12 protein-coding genes are annotated in these 18,835 nt (G+C 40.7%); 5 read left to right on the top strand and 7 right to left on the bottom strand.

The features are described from left to right. Window positions 1-12: 12 nt before the first annotated feature. From WA256_RS06965 to WA256_RS06945, 5 genes are read right to left on the bottom strand one after another with little or no spacing between them, the layout of a single operon-like run. The gene (locus WA256_RS06965) at window positions 13-2,535 is read right to left on the bottom strand and encodes a glycogen/starch/alpha-glucan phosphorylase (protein WP_335990103.1); all 2,523 of its coding nucleotides are present in this window, start codon (window positions 2,533-2,535) and stop codon (window positions 13-15) included. Then, entirely contained in the window at window positions 2,528-4,585 is a 2,058-nt protein-coding gene (gene glgX, locus WA256_RS06960) for a glycogen debranching protein GlgX (RefSeq protein WP_250660527.1), read from the bottom strand. The genes WA256_RS06965 and glgX overlap by 8 nt, the downstream gene beginning before the upstream one ends. After that, window positions 4,575-6,812 carry a 1,4-alpha-glucan branching protein GlgB gene (gene glgB / locus WA256_RS06955; RefSeq protein ID WP_335990100.1) on the bottom strand — a complete coding sequence of 746 codons (2,238 nt, stop codon included), beginning with the start codon at window positions 6,810-6,812 and terminating at the stop codon, window positions 4,575-4,577. Before glgB ends, glgX begins: the two co-directional genes overlap by 11 nt. Further along, a complete protein-coding gene (gene malQ, locus WA256_RS06950) occupies window positions 6,812-8,788 on the bottom strand; it encodes a 4-alpha-glucanotransferase (protein WP_063527863.1) in 1,977 nt (658 codons plus the stop codon). The genes glgB and malQ overlap by 1 nt, the downstream gene beginning before the upstream one ends. A gap of 8 nt (window positions 8,789-8,796) precedes the next feature. After that, on the bottom strand, window positions 8,797-9,096 hold the full coding sequence (locus WA256_RS06945; RefSeq protein ID WP_054562386.1) for an isoamylase early set domain-containing protein: 300 nt from the start codon (window positions 9,094-9,096) through the stop codon (window positions 8,797-8,799). A gap of 1,307 nt (window positions 9,097-10,403) precedes the next feature. Here WA256_RS06945 and WA256_RS06940 point away from each other — a divergent pair. Together WA256_RS06940 and WA256_RS06935 are read left to right on the top strand one after the other, a co-directional pair. Then, a complete protein-coding gene (locus WA256_RS06940; RefSeq protein WP_420331606.1) occupies window positions 10,404-12,227 on the top strand; it encodes a putative bifunctional diguanylate cyclase/phosphodiesterase in 1,824 nt (607 codons plus the stop codon). A 42-nt stretch (window positions 12,228-12,269) separates the two neighbouring features. Next, window positions 12,270-13,193: a hypothetical protein gene (locus WA256_RS06935; RefSeq protein ID WP_062565693.1), complete on the top strand. Its 924-nt coding sequence runs from the start codon at window positions 12,270-12,272 to the stop codon at window positions 13,191-13,193. On the opposite strand, the gene WA256_RS06930 is transcribed toward WA256_RS06935, so the two are convergent. After that, the gene (locus WA256_RS06930; protein WP_335990095.1) at window positions 13,187-14,350 is read right to left on the bottom strand and encodes a transporter substrate-binding domain-containing protein; all 1,164 of its coding nucleotides are present in this window, start codon (window positions 14,348-14,350) and stop codon (window positions 13,187-13,189) included. The genes WA256_RS06935 and WA256_RS06930 overlap by 7 nt on opposite strands. A 71-nt stretch (window positions 14,351-14,421) precedes the next feature. After that, window positions 14,422-14,850, bottom strand: coding sequence for an Lrp/AsnC family transcriptional regulator (locus tag WA256_RS06925; RefSeq protein WP_054554593.1), 429 nt, complete (start codon window positions 14,848-14,850; stop codon window positions 14,422-14,424). A gap of 204 nt (window positions 14,851-15,054) precedes the next feature. Between WA256_RS06925 and WA256_RS06920 the strand changes: the two genes are divergently transcribed. The 3 genes from WA256_RS06920 to astD are packed head-to-tail and all read left to right on the top strand — an operon-like array spanning window position 15,055 to window position 18,832. Continuing rightward, the gene (locus WA256_RS06920) at window positions 15,055-16,260 is read left to right on the top strand and encodes an aspartate aminotransferase family protein (RefSeq protein WP_175080164.1); all 1,206 of its coding nucleotides are present in this window, start codon (window positions 15,055-15,057) and stop codon (window positions 16,258-16,260) included. 46 nt (window positions 16,261-16,306) lie between these two features. Further along, window positions 16,307-17,341, top strand: coding sequence for an arginine N-succinyltransferase (astA, locus tag WA256_RS06915; RefSeq protein ID WP_062565696.1), 1,035 nt, complete (start codon window positions 16,307-16,309; stop codon window positions 17,339-17,341). An 18-nt stretch (window positions 17,342-17,359) separates the two neighbouring features. Continuing rightward, window positions 17,360-18,832, top strand: coding sequence for a succinylglutamate-semialdehyde dehydrogenase (gene astD, locus WA256_RS06910; protein ID WP_335990089.1), 1,473 nt, complete (start codon window positions 17,360-17,362; stop codon window positions 18,830-18,832). The last annotated feature ends 3 nt before the right edge of the window (window positions 18,833-18,835 follow it).

Genomic DNA, 18,835 nt, shown 5'->3' with positions numbered 1-18,835 from the left:
CTCCGTCTTAAGCTAGCTGCTTTTCTTCTGTGTGTTTTGCTGTGCACTAGTGTCCAGTAATGGCTCCAAATGCCAGATATCTTCACTGTATTGACTAATGGTTCTATCGCTCGAAAACATGCCACTGGCTGCAGTATTCAAAATACTCATTTTGGTCCAGTGAGCAGTGTCTAAGTAGGCTTGTTCAACTTGCTCTTGCGCTTCTACAAAGCTGGCAAAATCATGAGCGACTAACCATGGATCGTGCGGGCTCTTAATCGCCGCGATAATGTCGTCAAATAAATTAGGCTCAAACAAATTGAAGTGACCGCTCTCAAGTAATTGCATTACTTTATAGAGGCTGTCAGTTTGGTGAATAATCTGCTCAGGGTTATAGTGCGCTTTGATATCATCAATTTGCTCTGCACGTGCACCAAATAAGAAGAAGTTGTCAGCACCCACAGCATCACGAATTTCGATGTTAGCGCCATCTAACGTACCTATAGTCAATGCGCCGTTCATCATGAACTTCATGTTACCTGTGCCAGATGCTTCTTTACCTGCTGTAGAAATTTGCTCAGATAAATCCGTCGCTGGGCAAATAGTTTCCATTGCTGTCACGTTGTAATTAGGTAAAAAAGCAACTCTTAAATACGGTTTAGCAAGCGGATCTTTGTTGATCACTTCTGCTACGTTATTAATTAATTTAATAATTTTCTTCGCCATGTAGTAACCTGGTGCAGCTTTGCCGCCCAATAGCACACAACGAGGAACAATGTTTGCTGTATCGCCTTGGCGAATACGGTCGTAAAGGTGAATAACGTGCAATACGTTTAATAGCTGACGCTTATATTCGTGAATACGTTTCACTTGCACGTCAAACATCATTTCGGCATCAAACTCTACGCCACAGCGGTTTTTCACTAACTCAACAAGGCGTTGCTTATTGCTGTATTTTACAGCTTGCCATTGTTTATGGAATTTAGGGTCGTCATATAAACGACGTACCTGACTAACTTTACTAAAGTCTGCAACCCATTCATCACCAATATGTTGATTAAGCAGTTTAGCCAACTCAGGATTACAATGTGCTAACCAACGACGAGGTGTTACACCATTGGTTTTGTTGTTAAACTTCTCTGGCCATAGCTGATAAAACTCATTGAATAGGCCCGCTTTAAGTAGCTCAGTGTGAAGTGCAGCTACACCATTCACCGAATAGCTACCAACAATCGCTAAATATGCCATGCGAATTTGTGGCTCAGGGCCTTCTTCGATAAGCGACAGCGCACGTTGTTTTTCAACATCACCTGGCCATGCTAACGCAACTTCAGCGAGGAAACGTGCATTGATTTCGTAGATAATTTCTAAAATACGCGGCAATAATCGAGCAAACAAAGATACTGACCACTTCTCTAATGCTTCAGGAAGTAAAGTGTGGTTTGTATAGGCCATGGTCTTAGTCGTGATAGACCAAGCTTCTTGCCAATCTAGCTCATACTCATCAACCAAAATACGCATAAGCTCAGCGACAGCAATACTAGGGTGCGTATCGTTTAATTGAAAAACATGGTAATCAGCAAAATCAGAGAAGTCTTCGCCATGTTTGCTAACCCACGTGTCAATAATGTCTTGTAAGCTCGCTGATGATAAGAAGTACTGCTGACGTAAACGCAGTTCTTTACCGTTCTCACTGCTGTCATTCGGGTAAAGAACCATGGTAATTTGTTCAGCTAAGTTTTTACGCGCTACTGCTTCTGAGTAACTACCCGCATTGAACTCGCTCAAATCAAATTCGTCTGTTGCTTCTGATTTCCATAAACGTAAGGTATTTACAATATCATTCTTGTAACCCGGAATTGGCACATCATAAGGCACAGCTAAAACATCGTGAGAATCTAGCCATTGACGGTGCTCACGGCCGTATTTATCAGTATAGCTTTCAACATGACCAAAGAACTTTACGCGCTTTGATTGCTCTGGTGCACTCAGCTCCCACGGGTGCCCTTCACGTAGCCAGTTATCTGGTTGTTCAATCTGATGACCATTTTCAATAGCTTGATTAAACATGCCGTATTCATAACGAATACCATAGCCTACCACTGGCAATGCAAGGCTTGCACAGCTATCTAAGAAACATGCAGCTAAGCGTCCTAAGCCACCATTACCCAGACCTGCATCATGCTCAGCCTCAGCAACTTGCTCAAGCTCAGTGCAGTATTCTTGTAACGCTTTAGCGACTTGCTCATCTAAGTCTAAGTTTAAAATCGCATTACCAAGGGCACGGCCCATTAGAAACTCAAGTGATAAGTAAGCTGTTTTACGGCGTTTTTGTTCATGGATTTGCTGTTTGGTCACACGGCAACGAGCAACTAATCGGTCACGAATAGTTAATGCTAATGCATGGTATAAATACAGCTGTGATTTACCCACTTTGTCACGCCCAAGGGTGTAATAAAAATGGCGTGATAAGTCATCATCTAGTGTACTTTCATCAACTGTAGGCGCATCCTGCCAGCCCTTTACAATACATACTTGATCGGCATTTTTAGCCATGATTTAGATCCTCTGAATTGGCGGTAAAAACCCAGCTGCTCATTGCAGCAATCTGGTGTTCCTTATCAACAAATTGTGTTGACATAGGATGAATGCTGGTCAGTGCTAACTGCCACTTTCCTTTTTCTAAACTAGGAAGTTGGCAAGTTACCGGCTCTGCACCTGCATTTAATATGATCAATAAAGCTTGATTTGTATGCTTGTCGGTCAGGCTGTATATCAACACTTGGCGATCACCTTGATGCCAATCGTCTTGTTGCATATTGGAGCCTGATTCGGTGAACCACGCGACGTCATAACGTGGGTCATTATCGTGAACAAAAAAGCGATGTTTAAAAATACTGAACTGCTTGCGAATGCGCAGAACATCGTCAATAAATCGAGTTAGAGGATGACTGAATTGTGAGTCTTTCCATGCAAGCCAGCTTGTGCGATTGTTTTGACAATAGGCGTTATTGTTACCGCCTTGTGAGTGTGCCATTTCGCTTCCTAATGAAAGCATAGGCACGCCTTTAGAAAGTAACAAAGTTAACAGCATATTTTTTTGTTGTTGTAAGCGTAATTTGCTCACTTGTGGATCGTTGGTAAACCCTTCGACACCACAATTGAATGAGTGATTGCCACTGTGGCCATCACGATTTTGCTCACCATTAGCTTCGTTGTGTTTATGCTCGTAGCTGACTAAATCAGCAAGCGTGAAGCCGTCATGACTGGTGATGAAATTAATACTGTTAAGTGGCCCACGTAGGTTGTGCTCAAACAAGTCAAACGAACCATGTAAACGTTTTGCAAGCTCGCCAATTACGCCCTGCTCTTGTTTCCAAAAGCGTCTTATCGTATCGCGATACTTATCATTCCATTCACGCCAAGGCGCAGGAAAAGCCCCTAATTGGTAACCACCTGGGCCAATATCCCACGGCTCTGCAATCAGTTTAACTTGGCTTAGTACTGGGTCTTGATTAATCGCTTGGAAAAACGCATGTGCCTGATTAAAGCCATTTGGGTTACGCGCTAAAATGGTTGCTAAGTCAAAACGAAAGCCATCGACCCCCATCACTTCAACCCAATAACGCAAGCTATCAAGTACCAGCTGTAAAGAGCGAGGCGAATCAATATTTACGGTGTTACCACAGCCGGTATCATTAATATAATGCTGGGGTTTATCAGCAACGGTGCGGTAGTAACCTAGATTGTCTAAGCCACGTAGCGACAAGATAGGTCCATCTGTGCCCGCCTCTGCTGTGTGGTTATAAACCACATCGAGTATTACTTCGATATCTGCTTTGTGAAGCGCCGCCACCATTTCTTGAAACTCACTAATATCATCATTAACCAAGTAATCTTTATGTGGCGTAAAGAAGTTAAGCGTGTTGTAGCCCCAGTAGTTTTGTAAGCCTTTGGCTGTTAAAAACTGCTCACTGATAAAAGCATGAACGGGTAATAACTCTAAGCAAGTCACACCAATAGTACGTAGATGTTCAATAAAACTAGGGTGGCTTAAACCTAAAAATTTACCTTGTAACGGTTTTGGGATCTCAGGGTGGCGGCATGTTGCACCAACCACATGACACTCATAAATAACCGTTTTTCCCCAGCAGTGATTCGGTTTTTTACCTGTGTAAGGTGCCAGTTCACGGACTCGTGATTTTGGCATATCAATGGCATTATTAACCTGACTTAACTTTCCTACAGGCATTTGCCCATAGTGACGTTCACTCCAAGTAAACTCACCATACAAATCGCGGGCATACGGGTCTAACAGCAATTTGTGATTATTAAAAAATAGTCCTTTTTCGGGTGCGTATTCACCATCAGCGCGAAAGCCATACAAGGCGCCACTTTTCAAAGGGCTCACTTTCAGTGTCCAGATGCCACCTTCGTTCATATGCATCGCAAGGGTAAGAATTTCTGAATGACCGCTGCTATCGAATAAGCACAGAGACATATGTTGTGCTTGTGGTGCGTACACAGCAAAGTTTACGCCCTCACCAACAACAGACGCCCCTAAAGGTGAGCTCACACCGACTTCTAGTTCGACACTATGACTCATCGCTCACCTTCTTAAGGTAAATTGTCGCAAGGCCAGGCAAAGAAACACTAATACTTTGATTAAAGCCATGACTTTCTTTTGCTTGGCTTACAATTATTTGCTCTGCATGATTAGTTGCTTCAACGCCGGAACCAAAATAATCCTCTTTGTCGGTATTCAAAATAACTTGATAGGTACCAGCTTTTGGCACACCAATCACGTAGTCGTGATACACCTGCGGCGTTAAATTACAGATCACCACCACAAAATCTTCAGCTTTTTTTGCATAGCGAATAAAGCTAAACATACTTTGCTCAGCATTATTGCTATCAAGCCACGCAAAACCCGCTGGGCTTGTATCCTGCTCGTATAAAGCTGGCGTACTGGTGTAAACTGCATTTAAATCTTTAATCGTTTGCTGCATGCCTCTGTGGCTAATATGTTCAAGTAAATGCCAATCAAGCGATTGGTCGTGATTCCACTCTTTACGCTGGGCGATTTCTGCCCCCATAAACAATAATTTTTTACCTGGATGTGCCCACATAAAGGCATAATATGCACGTAAGTTCGCAAACTTTTGCCAGTCATCCCCTGGCATTTTTTCAATTAATGAGCCTTTACCATGCACCACTTCATCGTGGCTAAGCGGTAGAATGTAGTTCTCGCTGTAGGCGTAAACCATTGAAAACGTCATTTCATGGTGGTGATGCGAACGGTAAATTGAATCGCGCTGCATATAATGCAAACTGTCGTTCATCCAGCCCATGTTCCACTTATAACCAAAACCTAAACCATCATGGTCAACTTGGCGCGTAACACCTGGCCATGCTGTTGACTCTTCGGCCACCATCATAATGCCCGGATTTTTTGCATAGCAGCGCATATTGACTTGTTTTAAGCACTCAATGGCGCCTAAATTTTCTCTGCCACCGTATTGATTTGCAACCCACTGCCCTTCTTCACGGCTATAGTCTAGATAAAGCATTGAGGCAACCGCATCAACGCGTAAACCGTCAATGCCAAATTCATGCAGCCAATACATTGCATTCGCAATTAGGAAGCTACGAACCTCTGCGCGATCATAATTGTAGATATAGGTATTCCAATCAGGGTGAAAACCTTGCCTAACATCAGCATGTTCGTATAGATGGGTGCCATCAAAACGATGTAAACCATGGGGATCACTTGGGAAATGACCAGGTACCCAGTCAAGAATAAGGCCAATATCGGCTTCGTGACATTGCTCGACGAAGTAAACAAAATCTTCAAAGCTGCCATAGCGACTGGTCGGGGCAAACAATCCAACAGGTTGATAACCCCAAGAACCATCAAATGGGTACTCGCTGATTGGCATTAATTGTAGATGCGTAAAACCGAGCTCTTTTGTGTAAGGAATAAGATTATCAGCAAGTTCACGCCATGTGAGATAGCGCTCGCCATCATCTCGTCTTTGCCAAGAACCCGCATGCACTTCATAAATACTAACAGGCGCATCAATACTGTTTCGTTTTGCACGATTTGCTAACGCCTTTTCAGAAAGCTGAATACCTGTTTTTAGCTTTTGTAGCACTGACGCCGTACCCGGTGCTTGTTGCATCTTAAACGCAAATGGATCGGCTTTATCAAGCACTTCTCCTGTTAGAGTGGTGATAGCAAATTTATAGCATTGATGCTCTTCAAGCCCAGGAATAAATAACTCCCATACCCCACTGGCAGGATGAAAACGCATAAAATGACGATTACGCTGCCAATAGTTAAATTCACCAATAACCGATACACTACTGGCATTCGGCGCCCACACTGTAAAGCGAACACCATCAACGCCTTGTTGAGTCACAAAATGTGCACCAAAATGTTGATACGCATGCTCTAAACTGCCTTCATTAAACAGATACATTGCCTGTTCATCTAAGCTGCTTTCAAAGCTGTACTCATCGTATTGTTGATGAGTAAATTCATTGCTATAGCTAACATCTAGCTGGTAGTCAGGCTTAGTTTTTGATTTGATATTTGCGATAAATAAATGACTATCACCTTGTTGCTGCGCAACGATTTTTTCTGTGCCAAGCAGAATCGAAACACTGCTTGCGCCAGGCAAAAAGCAACGAATTTCATAGCTTGTAGGGCCACTTTTATGCGCCCCAAGAAAGCTGAAAGGATCTCTAAAACAACCACTGGCTAATGCATCGATTTGTTTTTGATAATTAACAGGTTGTGCACTTTGCTCTTGACGAACACGACTTCGCATTATTGATTCCTTATCGAAATTAAATTGGCTAAGAATGACTGTTGCGCTTCGATAATCTGCGCCGCTGGACGCGACAATAAACGCCGCCAATTTGGGTACTCTTTATCAGTACCGGGGATATTTACAGGCAGTATTTGCTGATCTAAGTCATCTATTTGAATAGTAAATAGCTTTGCTGGTGCTGCCGCTAATGAGGATGCCAACGCTTCATAAACCGTAAAGGCATCTGTTTCTAACGATAAATGCTGATTTGACTCTCGTGCGATAAAATTAAGCATACGATGCTTTTCAATGTTTCTCGCATCGAATTGAGCCCGAGTTTGCTCATCATCAAGCAAACCATATTGTTGTTTAATCGTAATATCATGGCCAATCCACCAGCCTTTAAATGGTGGTACGTCATGGTTGGCTATCATTAAAAGACTATGAGGAGCAAAATGCTCAGCCGCTAAAAACTCACCTTGGTGGTCCTTTTCAAAGTAAAACAACCCGTTTGAATAGATTGCACTTGCTTTAAGTGCTTCACGCACTTCATTAGGTACAACACCTAAATCTTCGCCAATCACCACACATTGATTGAGGTGAGATTCAATCTTTAGAATTGCTAATAGTTGTTCAAAGGGATAATAGACATAACAACCATCTTGCTGGGAGTTATTTTCAAAACACCACCAAAGTCGGCGTATCGCCATAACGTGGTCAATTCTAAGACCACCAACATCTTCCATATTGGCGCGGATAAGTGAGCGATAAAAAGCAAAATTGTCTTTACTTAACTTTTGTGGATTAAGTGCCGGTAAGCCCCAATTCTGACCATGTTCAGCCCAAGGGTCTGGCGGAGCTCCAACATGTGCATTTTCTGCAAATAATTCATTTTGGCTCTTGAACTCACTACCATCACCTGCACAGCCAACGGCTAAGTCATTAATAAGGCCAATTGCCATACCACTGTCACGGGCAGCTTGCTGGCAGATATTTAATTGAAGGTGAGCTTGCCATTGTAAATAGCTAGCATAATCACGGTCCCCAACCAACATAGTTGCAAGACTGTGTTTATGGGTTTCACAAAAACGAGTGAATTGCTGTTTTCGCTCTGCTGAGCCAAATTCACAAAAGTGTTGATATAAACAGCTAAACACTTGATATTTAAAGTCACTAACTGATGTATAATCAATGTAAGTCGCATCGGTTTGCGGTTTATCCGCTAACAATTTAATAAGTGCATTATTATTTTTGGCGTCTTCGCATAATGACACTGCAATATACAGCGGGTTCAATAACGCTCGGCTATTTGGACTATAGGGACTCGCCCTCTCTGGGCTGTGTTCAAACAGTAAATGCAGTGGATTAAGCAACACATAATCCATGTTTTTAGTCGCCGCTGCTTTAATAAGCTTTGTTAAGTCAGCGAAGTCACCAATTCCTAACCCCTCTTCATTGCATAAGCTATAAAGCTGAATGGATAAGCCCAAACGCTTTTTGTCATCAATAGAGAAGCTTTCTTTAGGTGTGATCCATAGCTGACTGTGAGATTGCTGATCTGCCACAGTAATGAGGGCATCATGATAACCAATTGGCATTTCAGGAACTGGCAATGCAAGCTCAAGATAACGAATACCGTTTAGACCATAATCACCAAGAATAGCTAAACCTTGTAAGTTTTCACAAGTAAAATGAATATCAAGCGAAGGCACGCTTAGAGTACATGAGCGTGATAATAAACGCTCATCAACGCGTACTTTCAAAATTGGGTGGTGTGCCTCAATAATGCTTGTATGAGGCAACAAATTCAGCCATGTACCTGCATCTAATGCAAAATTAAGTTGGTTAATTGCATCAGTATCCTGAGTATCTACACCACAACAACTAAGTGCCTGCATGCGTGTACTTTCATCGAAAATAACATGCTCACCAGTGTATTTAGTATATTCATAGCCTATGCCATGCAGGTAATATAACTGCGAAAGTGACTGCATCAAAACACCTAAGCGCGTTGGGTATTAACAATGCTGTTATCAGTACCAAAACCGTTAGGAATATAACCATCTGCTTGGTGGTCATTGTCCCATGTTTCGCCATTGATTAAGTAACGGAAGTGAAATTCTTGATCAAGCGGTAAGCGCTGCTTGCATTTGAATACTTGTTCTTTTTTATTAAACTTCATTGGCACTGGCTGCCAATCTGTGAACTCTGCAACTAATTGCACATCATCAGCATCAGGGTGTTGAAATTCAAAGGTAACTTCTGTTTCGTCTTTAGTTTTAAAAAAACGTTTACTTAGCATAGTGGGCTCCAATTCAACCAATTGGTAAATTAATCCTTGCCACAGTACCGCATTCAACGACTCATTCAGCGGAAGCTGTGCGTTTCAGGTTTCTAAACTTGCTTACTAAAACATCAAGTTTGAATCTAGTAAACCAAACCTATATTTACGCATTATGACAGTGCATCTGTATGTTTTTCGCACCACCATAGTGCATAAAACACACAAAAACTACAACAATCATATTGCTGTATTATTACGAGCAATAACTGAACCAAGTTGATAATAAAATATACTTTATTTTCAGTACCTTTTTTATCAACCCTATTCGCAACTTATAAAAAAATAGATAACAATTTAGATTGGGTAAAGTGAATAAAATTGAAGTGAAAAGTTAGAGCAATCATACTAAAATAAACACAACTTCGTTCGTCAAAAATACACTGCCAACAATTTATAAAAACAAGACAAAACAGATTTACACCGTACATCCTCGTTAAATAAATTAACAAACAAGATGGTAATAAAATCTTTATTTTTGACTGATTTTTAATTTTTTATCACATGAAAAATGATAAAACGCAACGCAAATTTAATTTTATAAACCAGACGCTAATCCCGCACTACCCAATTAACGTTTTTAAAAATTATCTCAGTGCATATACAAACACAATAAGTAGAAAAGCGTAAATTCGAACGGACTACCAATCCCTGAAAGCATTAACAGTGCTGCTTTTCAGTAATGTTATAACCACTTTTTCTGACCACAAGAATAGCTAGGTTAAAACCTGTTTCGGATAAAACTAGCAGGCCATAGCAAAAGTTGGTATATAACATTTAATAATTAACAATCAGCCGAAAAAATAATAAATTCCAAACATGGCGAGAAGAGATAATAAAATAAATGCTAAGTGGTGACTTATTGTTTAGCTAAACAATAACCATAAATATTATTAGTATGAAAGTATCTAAGCATTTTTATCGTACCAGTGCTAAAGTTTGCTCGATGAATAGCAACAATGCAGTATAAAAGTAAGACTTCAATTAATTAGCATAAGAAAAACATTTTAGAGTATTAACACTAATGACTATGAATTTTCACATTCTATACTCATCCATGCCCCAAAGTATGAGAAAGGTTTTGTCTAATCTAGATACAAACAATATACTCGATGTATTAACTGGTGAGGTTTTATTGTAAAACAAAGACACCACAATGGTAGTAATGTATGGCCAATGCTCTTCGAACTTTATCAATAAGTATTATAACTTTAATAGCTTTTATATATGGCTTAAATATCTTCTTGACTAAACAGGTCAATGATTTGATGTACGCGCCAAAAGGCTTAGAACTACATACCTTCCAAGGTACAGATGTTACAGTAGTAACAGCTCCTTGGTATAACCTCGTGTTAAGTGGCCAGCATTTAGTTTACGATAATAATATTTCTTATATTGTTATTAATACAACAAATGAGTCTGTCGTAACCGCGATGACTTCGGATCTTATACTCACTACATTATTCTCACCGGTAAACATTATCATTTTAATCTTGTTAGCATTAGCCATCAGTTGGTTAGTTAACTTAAGATTTCAAAATAATCATGAGAAATACACTCTCAAGATGCTCAATACTAAAGCAATTGAATTACTCAACAGCCTAAACTTAGCCAGTGAATCAGGTATAAACAAGCATACAGAACTTGAACAGTTACAAGCTAACTTTCAAACACTTACAACCCATATAACTAATTACACACGTGAATCTGAAGTCAGTATTTATCAAGATAAGTTAACCCACCTTATTGACCGACATGCCTATATAGAACACCTTGCCAAACAATTGAGACTTGCTGAGATGGATAAATTCAGCTGTGCTTTACTATTTATAGATTTAGATGGGTTCAAACAGGTGAATGACTCTTTTGGTCACAGTTTTGGTGACGATGTGTTAATTCAAGTAGCAACACGCTTGAGCAGTGTTTTACGTCACCATAAAATAAGTAATATTTCCCCAATTAGTCAATTAGAACAAAACTTAGCACGCCTTGGTGGTGATGAGTTCTCGATTTTCATTAACTTAAAAGATGATAAAGATAAAGCATTAGAGGTTGCACAAAATGTACTGCACGAAATCGAACGTGATTTTGTCTTAGGTAACAAGCTAATCAAAATTAGCGCTAGTATAGGTATAGCGGTTTACCCAGATAGTGCATCCACCCCACAAGCATTACTGCAGATGGCTGATGTTGCCATGTATCGAGCCAAAACAGATGGTCGTGGAATTTTTAAAGTCTATTCTCCTGAAATGGGTAAAAAGATTAGGCGCTATCATTACTTGCTAGAAGAAATGCGTCTTGCTATTGCTAGCAGCAGTTTTCATTTGTCTTTTCAACCTATTGTACATGTAGATGATTGTGCCATTGACTACTTCGAAGCGTTAGTTCGCTGGGATCACCCTGTTGAAGGCTCAATCACGCCTGATGAGTTTATCCCCATTGCTGAAGAGTCTAATCTGATACTAGAACTTGGTGATTGGATCATGCTGGAGTCATGTAGGCAAATGTCTGCTTGGTATAATGCGGGGATGAAGAAAGTGTCTATTTCTGTGAATATATCCGGCGTGCAATTAAAGCACTACGATATTTATGAGTGGGTCATGGAGAAGCTTGCTAAAACGGGGCTGCCTGCAAAAGCGCTGATGCTAGAAATAACCGAATCAACCTTAATCAAAGCAAGCAACAAGATTATTCAATCATTAGAAAAACTCAGAAGCGAAGGGATCACCATTGCGATTGATGATTTTGGTACCGGTTTTAGCTCGTTAAGTACTCTTGCAGACTTACCTATCGATGTGATCAAACTTGATAAACTGTTTGTTGCGCAAGCTAACGACAACCTTAAATATAATGAAATCATGCACTCTGTCAGTGAACTTGGCCGAAAACTCGGCCTTAAAGTTGTCGCCGAAGGAGTTGAAGAACTCGCTCAATTTGAACTAGTTAAATCGATGGGCATAAACAGTGTTCAAGGCTACCTAGTGAGCCACCCTGAGTCCTCTGTTAATGTTGGCCATAAAGTATTGCAAGATAACATTAACTTTATGTCTGTTACTGGAACAGGGGTTTGGAATATACAGCAACCGCTTTAGTAAGTTATACTAACGACATTATTCAAAGCCATTCCCTTGTTAATGTTAAAAAAAAGCTTACTTACAGTTTTTATCTTATCAGTCACCATCATTGGATTATTGGTCGGCTCTTCTATTTATACCCTTTACAGCAAAAAACGTTTAACGGTAGACCCAAAACTGAGAGAAATCTCCGGTATCGAATTTGATAAGTTCAATCGACTCTGGGCTATTAATGACAGCGGTGACGAGCCAAAACTTTACCGTCTTAATGAAGATGGCTCTATAGCAAAAGAAATTTTGGTAACCAATGCTAAAAACATTGACTGGGAAGATATGACACAAAACAAATTTGGTCACTTTTTCTTGGGCGACTTTGGCAATAATAAAAACGACAGAAAATGGTTAACTATTTATAAAATAGAAAACCCTATCGATATCAAAAGCGACACCACAGAAGCAGAGATAATCAAGTTCACTTATCCTGAAATGGACGGCAGCCCTATTCAACCAGATCAACGTAACTTTGATTTGGAGGCCTTTGTAGCCCTTGGCCGACACCTCTATTTATTTACTAAAAATCGCACTGAGCCATTTGATGGTATTACAAAAGTGTATAAAGTTGGCGATCATGCGGCTAACTTTGATGCACAATTAATAGATTCGTTTCAAACTTGCACCACAATGGAAAAACTTTGTTGGATCACTTCTGCGGCTCTAAGCCCTGATAGAACCAAGTTAGTTCTACTAGATTCAACCAGCATTTGGTTATTTGAAAACTACCAAGGTGATAAGTTTTTTTCCGGGGATGTATCTCGTATTGATCTCGGGATCGTAACGCAAAAAGAAGCAATCACTTTTTACGATGACAACACAATTGTTTTTACAGACGAAGAGTTTAAAGGCATTGGCGGTAATGCCTATGTTATAAAGCTCGATGAAGTCGAAAAGAAAGTCATTCGCAAAGCGCCCAAAACCAATCAATGACTAAGTGCGTTATTAGAGAGCGCTTTTTCGATATCTACACCTAATATCAGCACTCCCATGTGCTGATTTTCCTCATCAAAGATAGGCACGCTAAACTGTACCTGAAAGTGTTTAGTCGATTCATCAAACTCCACTGTATCAATGTAATAGTCATCATCTTGCTGGTACATATTTAAAAATTTGGCTTCATCACCCTGCCAATAGTCAGTTGTGACTTCACTAATAATGACATTTTTACCTTGTTTATCTGTCACGATTATCTCTGTAATGACACCTTGCATTTGCTTTTGCCATACTTGTAAGAATTGTGAACCTTCAAGTTTTAGATAGCGCTCTGCAAGTATTGGTGTATTGTTACGAACTTGTTGTGCCCACTGATTATCAAGCTGATCGAGGTCTTGCTGCGCGAGCGGTTTTTGATTACTTTTCATTACCGCTTGTTGTACATTGTCTGTATTCGCTAATTGCTTTATTTTTTCTAAAAGCCCTTGCACTAAAGTAAGTTTTTCAATTTTTGACAACACAAAAGGACTTTGTGAGCAACTACTTATGTGACTGTTAAAGGTTTTTAAAAACTCAGGAAACTCCTCGAGTGTTTTATTTGCTGCAAATAAACCCAAAGGCACATAACGATAGAATGTTTGCGTGTATTCATCTGGCTTTATCTGTAACTGCACAGCATTGAACTCAAACTCTTCTAAATCAAGCAAAATTCTATCTACCCGTTGCTTTTTAAATACTTTTATAAGCTCTTGCGTGGTGTTAACTTCGACTTCAATTTTCCGATTTGTTAATTGATACCAATCAGCCTGATGACTCCCTCTTACGACGCCATAACGAAGTTCGTGTTCAGCTATTGAAACTGAATCTGCATGGGTAAACCAGTACCAGTTTTCTAAAAACATCGGGGCAGAAAGCTCACCATACTCTTGCATTTGCGACAACAGGTTTGCGGTAAAGTAACCATCGAGCCGATTTAGCTGCACTTCCCTTTTAGCCCTTAACCAAGGTAACTTCTGCAAGTGAAATGGCACATTGATTTGCTTGAAAATACATTCAACATGCGTAATTGCGTTGTGTGGTGCGTTAATTGGTAAGTTAGTACCTAACTGAAAAGGCTGAGCTACAGTGAGTGACAGCAATAATGAAGCAAGCATCAATACAAGCCTAAATAACTAACGAGTAACAGCTATTATAGACAAAAGAACCGGTTTTACCTGATTAAGGGTTAACGCTTAAACTTTGTCTCTAAAATCACAGACGACGTTGTTCGCTCTACGCCATCTAAGTTGCCAATGTCATCTAAAAGGTGACTTAACTTTTCAAGGTTTTGCGCTTGCACGACAGCAATCAAATCAAATTCACCACTAATTGCGTAGAGCTGTGAAATAGCATCAATTTGCTTTAGTTCAAGATTCGTTTTGGTGGTCAGTTTTTGCTTCACTTTAATGGAAACATGGGCCGATACCATTTGGCTCAAATAGGCGTCACCATAGTCTACGCTGTAGCCTTTGATCACCCCTGTTTCTTCTAATTTCAACATTCTGCTTTGAACAGTTGAGCGCGATAAATTAAGCGCTCTCGCTAGGTCAGAAATACTCGCACGCGCGTTGGTTCTTAAGATAGCTAATAGTTTTTCATCTTGTGAAGTTATCACTTTGACTACTCTTTTCGTTAATTTGCTTTTTATTTTAGTCATTTTTCACAAAATAGCACTGCAAATTTAAGTCCCTAACCCAGATAATAAGAAAAATAGATAAGAAAAATAATCTCATCGTGCTTAATTAGGCAGGAACGGCTTAACTGACCTATTTTTTGCAATTTAACTTTTTTCATACTAAGCCAGATTTAGGTGCAACAAATGCAAGTAACAAGAGAACTTTTTAACGACGTAATGGTACCAAACTACAACCCATCAGAGGTAATTCCTGTTCGCGGTGAAGGCTCACGTGTTTGGGATCAAAACGGTAAAGAATTTATCGATTTTGCAGGTGGTATTGCCGTTAATTGTTTAGGCCATTGTCACCCAGCTCTTGTCAATGCCCTAAAAGAGCAAGGCGAAAAAATTTGGCACTTATCAAACGTAATGACAAACGAGCCTGCACTTCGCTTAGCTAAAAAGTTAACTGACGCTACATTTGCAGATAAAGTATATTTTGCAAACTCAGGTGCAGAAGCTAACGAAGCGGCATTAAAATTAGCGCGTCGTTGGGCATTAGATGTACACGGCGAGCAAAAGAACCAAATCATCGCGTTTAACAAAGGTTTCCACGGTCGTACATTCTTCACTGTTACCGTAGGTGGTCAAGCTGCTTACTCAGATGGTTTCGGCCCTAAGCCTGCTGCTGTTGATCACTGTGATTATAACGATTTAGCTGCGTTTGAAGCGCTTATCAGTGACAACACATGTGCCGTAATGATGGAACCACTACAAGGTGAAGGCGGCATCATTTCGCCAACGAGCGATTTTATCAAAGGTGTTCGCGCATTATGTGATAAACACAATGCTTTACTTATTTTTGATGAAGTACAAACAGGCGTTGGCCGTACAGGTGATTTATACGCATACCAAGGTTTAGATGTAACGCCAGACATCCTAACTACAGCAAAAGCGTTAGGCGGTGGTTTCCCAATTGGTGCGATGATCACAACAACTAGCATTGCAGAGCATTTAAAAGTAGGCACACATGGTTCAACTTACGGTGGTAACCCACTTGCATGTGCTGTAGCAGAAGCGGCTTTTGATACTGTGAATAGCGAAGAAGTACTTGCTGGTGTTAAAGAGCGTGAACAACTTTTACGCGATGGCTTTGCAGCTATCAACGAAAAATACGACGTATTTAGTGAAGTACGTGGTAAAGGTCTATTATTAGGTGCGGTTCTTAACAGCAAATTCGAAGGCCGTGCACGTGACTTCCTAGTAGCAAGCACTAAACACGGTTTAATGAGCCTTGTTGCTGGTACAAACGTTGTGCGCTTTACGCCATCTTTAGTTATTCCATTAGAGGATATCAAAGAAGGTTTAGCTCGCTTTGAAAAAGCGGTTGCAGACGTTGTAAACGGTTAATCCTAGTTGGCGCATGCTCAAAGCATGCGCCATTGGAGTGCACTTAATGCAAGTATTACGTCCTATAACAGCAAATGATTTTGCTGCGTTAAAACAAATTGCTGTTGAATCTGGTCATGGTTTTACCTCGTTACCGGTTGATGACAATTTACTACAAGAAAAAATTGAACGCGCTGAACGCAGTTTTGCAAAAGATATTAATAAACCACAAGACGAAACCTACTTATTTGTATTAGAAGACAGTGAAACGGGTGACGTTATCGGCACAACGGCTATCGAAGCTGCCGTGGGTATGTCGGTTCCTTTGTATCATTACCACCAAGGTAAAACTGTTCACCATTCACCTACTCTCAACGTATATAACACGGTTGATATTCTGAGTATGTGTAATGACTACACAGGTTGCTCTGAAATTTGTACCTTGTTCTTACGGGAGCAAAATCGCAAAGGCTTAACAGGTCGCTTTTTATCACGTTCTCGCTTTTTATTTATGGCCCAACACAGCGAACGTTTTGCTGACACCATTATCGCAGAAATGCGTGGTGTGAGTGATGAAGACGGTCATTCACCTTTTTGGCAGTGGTTACAAGAGCACTTTTTTAGTATTGAGTTCCCACAAGCTGATCACTTAGTGGGTTTAGGCGATAAAGTCTTCATCAGCGAGTTAATGCCTAAGTACCCTATTTATGCCAACTTACTGAGCAAAAAAGCCCAAGCTGTGATTGGTAAGGTTCATGAAAAAACCAAGCCTGCGCTTAAACTTTTGGAAAAAGAAGGGTTTGAGCACCGTGGTTATGTTGACCTATTCGATGCAGGGCCAACGGTTGAAGCAAAGCTTGGCAATATTCGCAGTGTCCGTGAGTCACAAGTGTGCCCTATCAGCATTGGTGAGCTTGCGCATATCAATGAGCAAAGCTCAGATACATTAGCTATTTGCAACCAAGGCGTGAATGACTTTAGAGCCACATTCACCAAACATGCTCATTACAACCACGCTAAGCACACATTAATCGTCAGCCAAGAAGTGGCAGATGCACTTAAATTAAAACAAGGGGATGCAGCACGGTTCTTCCGTTTGTAACCACTTAAGGAGTTTAAAATGAGTGTAACAACTCAACTTATTGCTAACCAATGGCAAGCAGGCCTTGGTCATGATTTTAGTTCAATCAACCCAAGTAATGGCGAGGTTGTTTGGCAAGGTAAAACAGCCACTGCTGAACAAGTCGCTGATGCAATCAAAGCTGCTCGCAGTGCTCAGCTTGGCTGGGCTGATATGGCCCTTGAAGAGCGTATTGCTATTCTTGAAAACTTTGCAGCAGAGCTTAAAGAGCACAGCGAAGAGTTTGCAACGATCATCGCCCGTGAAACAGGTAAACCGCTTTGGGAAACTCGTACTGAAGTAGGTGCAATGACGGGTAAAATCGCCATTTCGATCAGAGCCTATAACGAACGTACTGGGACCACAGAAAACCCAATGCCTGGCGCTAAAGCGTTTATTCGTCATAAGCCACATGGTGTTGTTGCGGTGTTTGGTCCTTACAACTTCCCGGGTCACTTACCAAATGGCCATATTGTGCCAGCTATTTTAGCGGGTAATACAGTTGTATTTAAGCCATCAGAACTAACGCCTCATGTTGCTGAGTTCACCTTAAAACTTTGGCTAAAAGCAGGCTTACCAGCCGGTGTCATCAACCTTGTTCAAGGTGAAGTAGACACAGGTATTGCTTTGGCATCACACCAAGATATTGATGGCTTATTCTTTACGGGTAGCTCAAATACAGGTCACCTATTACATAAGCAATTTGCAGGTCACCCAGGTAAAATTTTAGCGCTGGAAATGGGTGGTAATAACCCACTGATCGTAAAAGATGTTGCAGATGTAAGTGCGGCTGTTCACGATATTGTTCAGTCTGGTTTCATTACGTCTGGCCAACGTTGTACCTGTTCTCGTCGTTTATTCATCGAGAACTCGGCAAATGGCGATGCAATTTTAGAAAAATTAATTGCTGCAACAAAACAAATTAAAGTCGCCGACAGCTTCAGCGAAGATCAACCGTTCATGGGTGCAATGATCAGCGAAAAAGCAGCGTTAGGTATGGTTGCAGCTCAGCAGCAGTTACTTGATATGGGAGCAACCTCTCTTGTCGAACTTAAGCATCTTGAACCAGGCACTGGTTTTGTAAGCCCTGGTATTATTGATGTAACGGCCGTTAAAGATATGCCTGATGAAGAGCACTTTGGACCTCTAATCAAGGTTTATCGCTACACAGATTTCGATAGCGCGATTAATGAAGCAAATAACACCTCATTTGGTTTATCTGCTGGTTTATTAAGTGATGATAGCGATGACTACCAGCATTTCTTAAAACGTATTCGTGCCGGTATCGTTAACTGGAACAGACCAATTACTGGCGCATCAAGCGCTGCACCATTTGGTGGTATTGGTGCCAGTGGTAACCACAGAGCAAGTGCCTATTACGCTGCTGACTACTGTGCATACCCTGTTGCTTCTGTTGAAGCCGAAAAAGTTAACTTACCACAGACCCTTGCGCCGGGCTTAATTATTGAATAATTG

This window comes from Pseudoalteromonas sp. CH_XMU1449-3 (assembly GCF_037027245.1).
Classification (GTDB): domain Bacteria; phylum Pseudomonadota; class Gammaproteobacteria; order Enterobacterales; family Alteromonadaceae; genus Pseudoalteromonas; species Pseudoalteromonas shioyasakiensis.
This window is presented reverse-complemented; position numbering and strand designations above follow the sequence as displayed.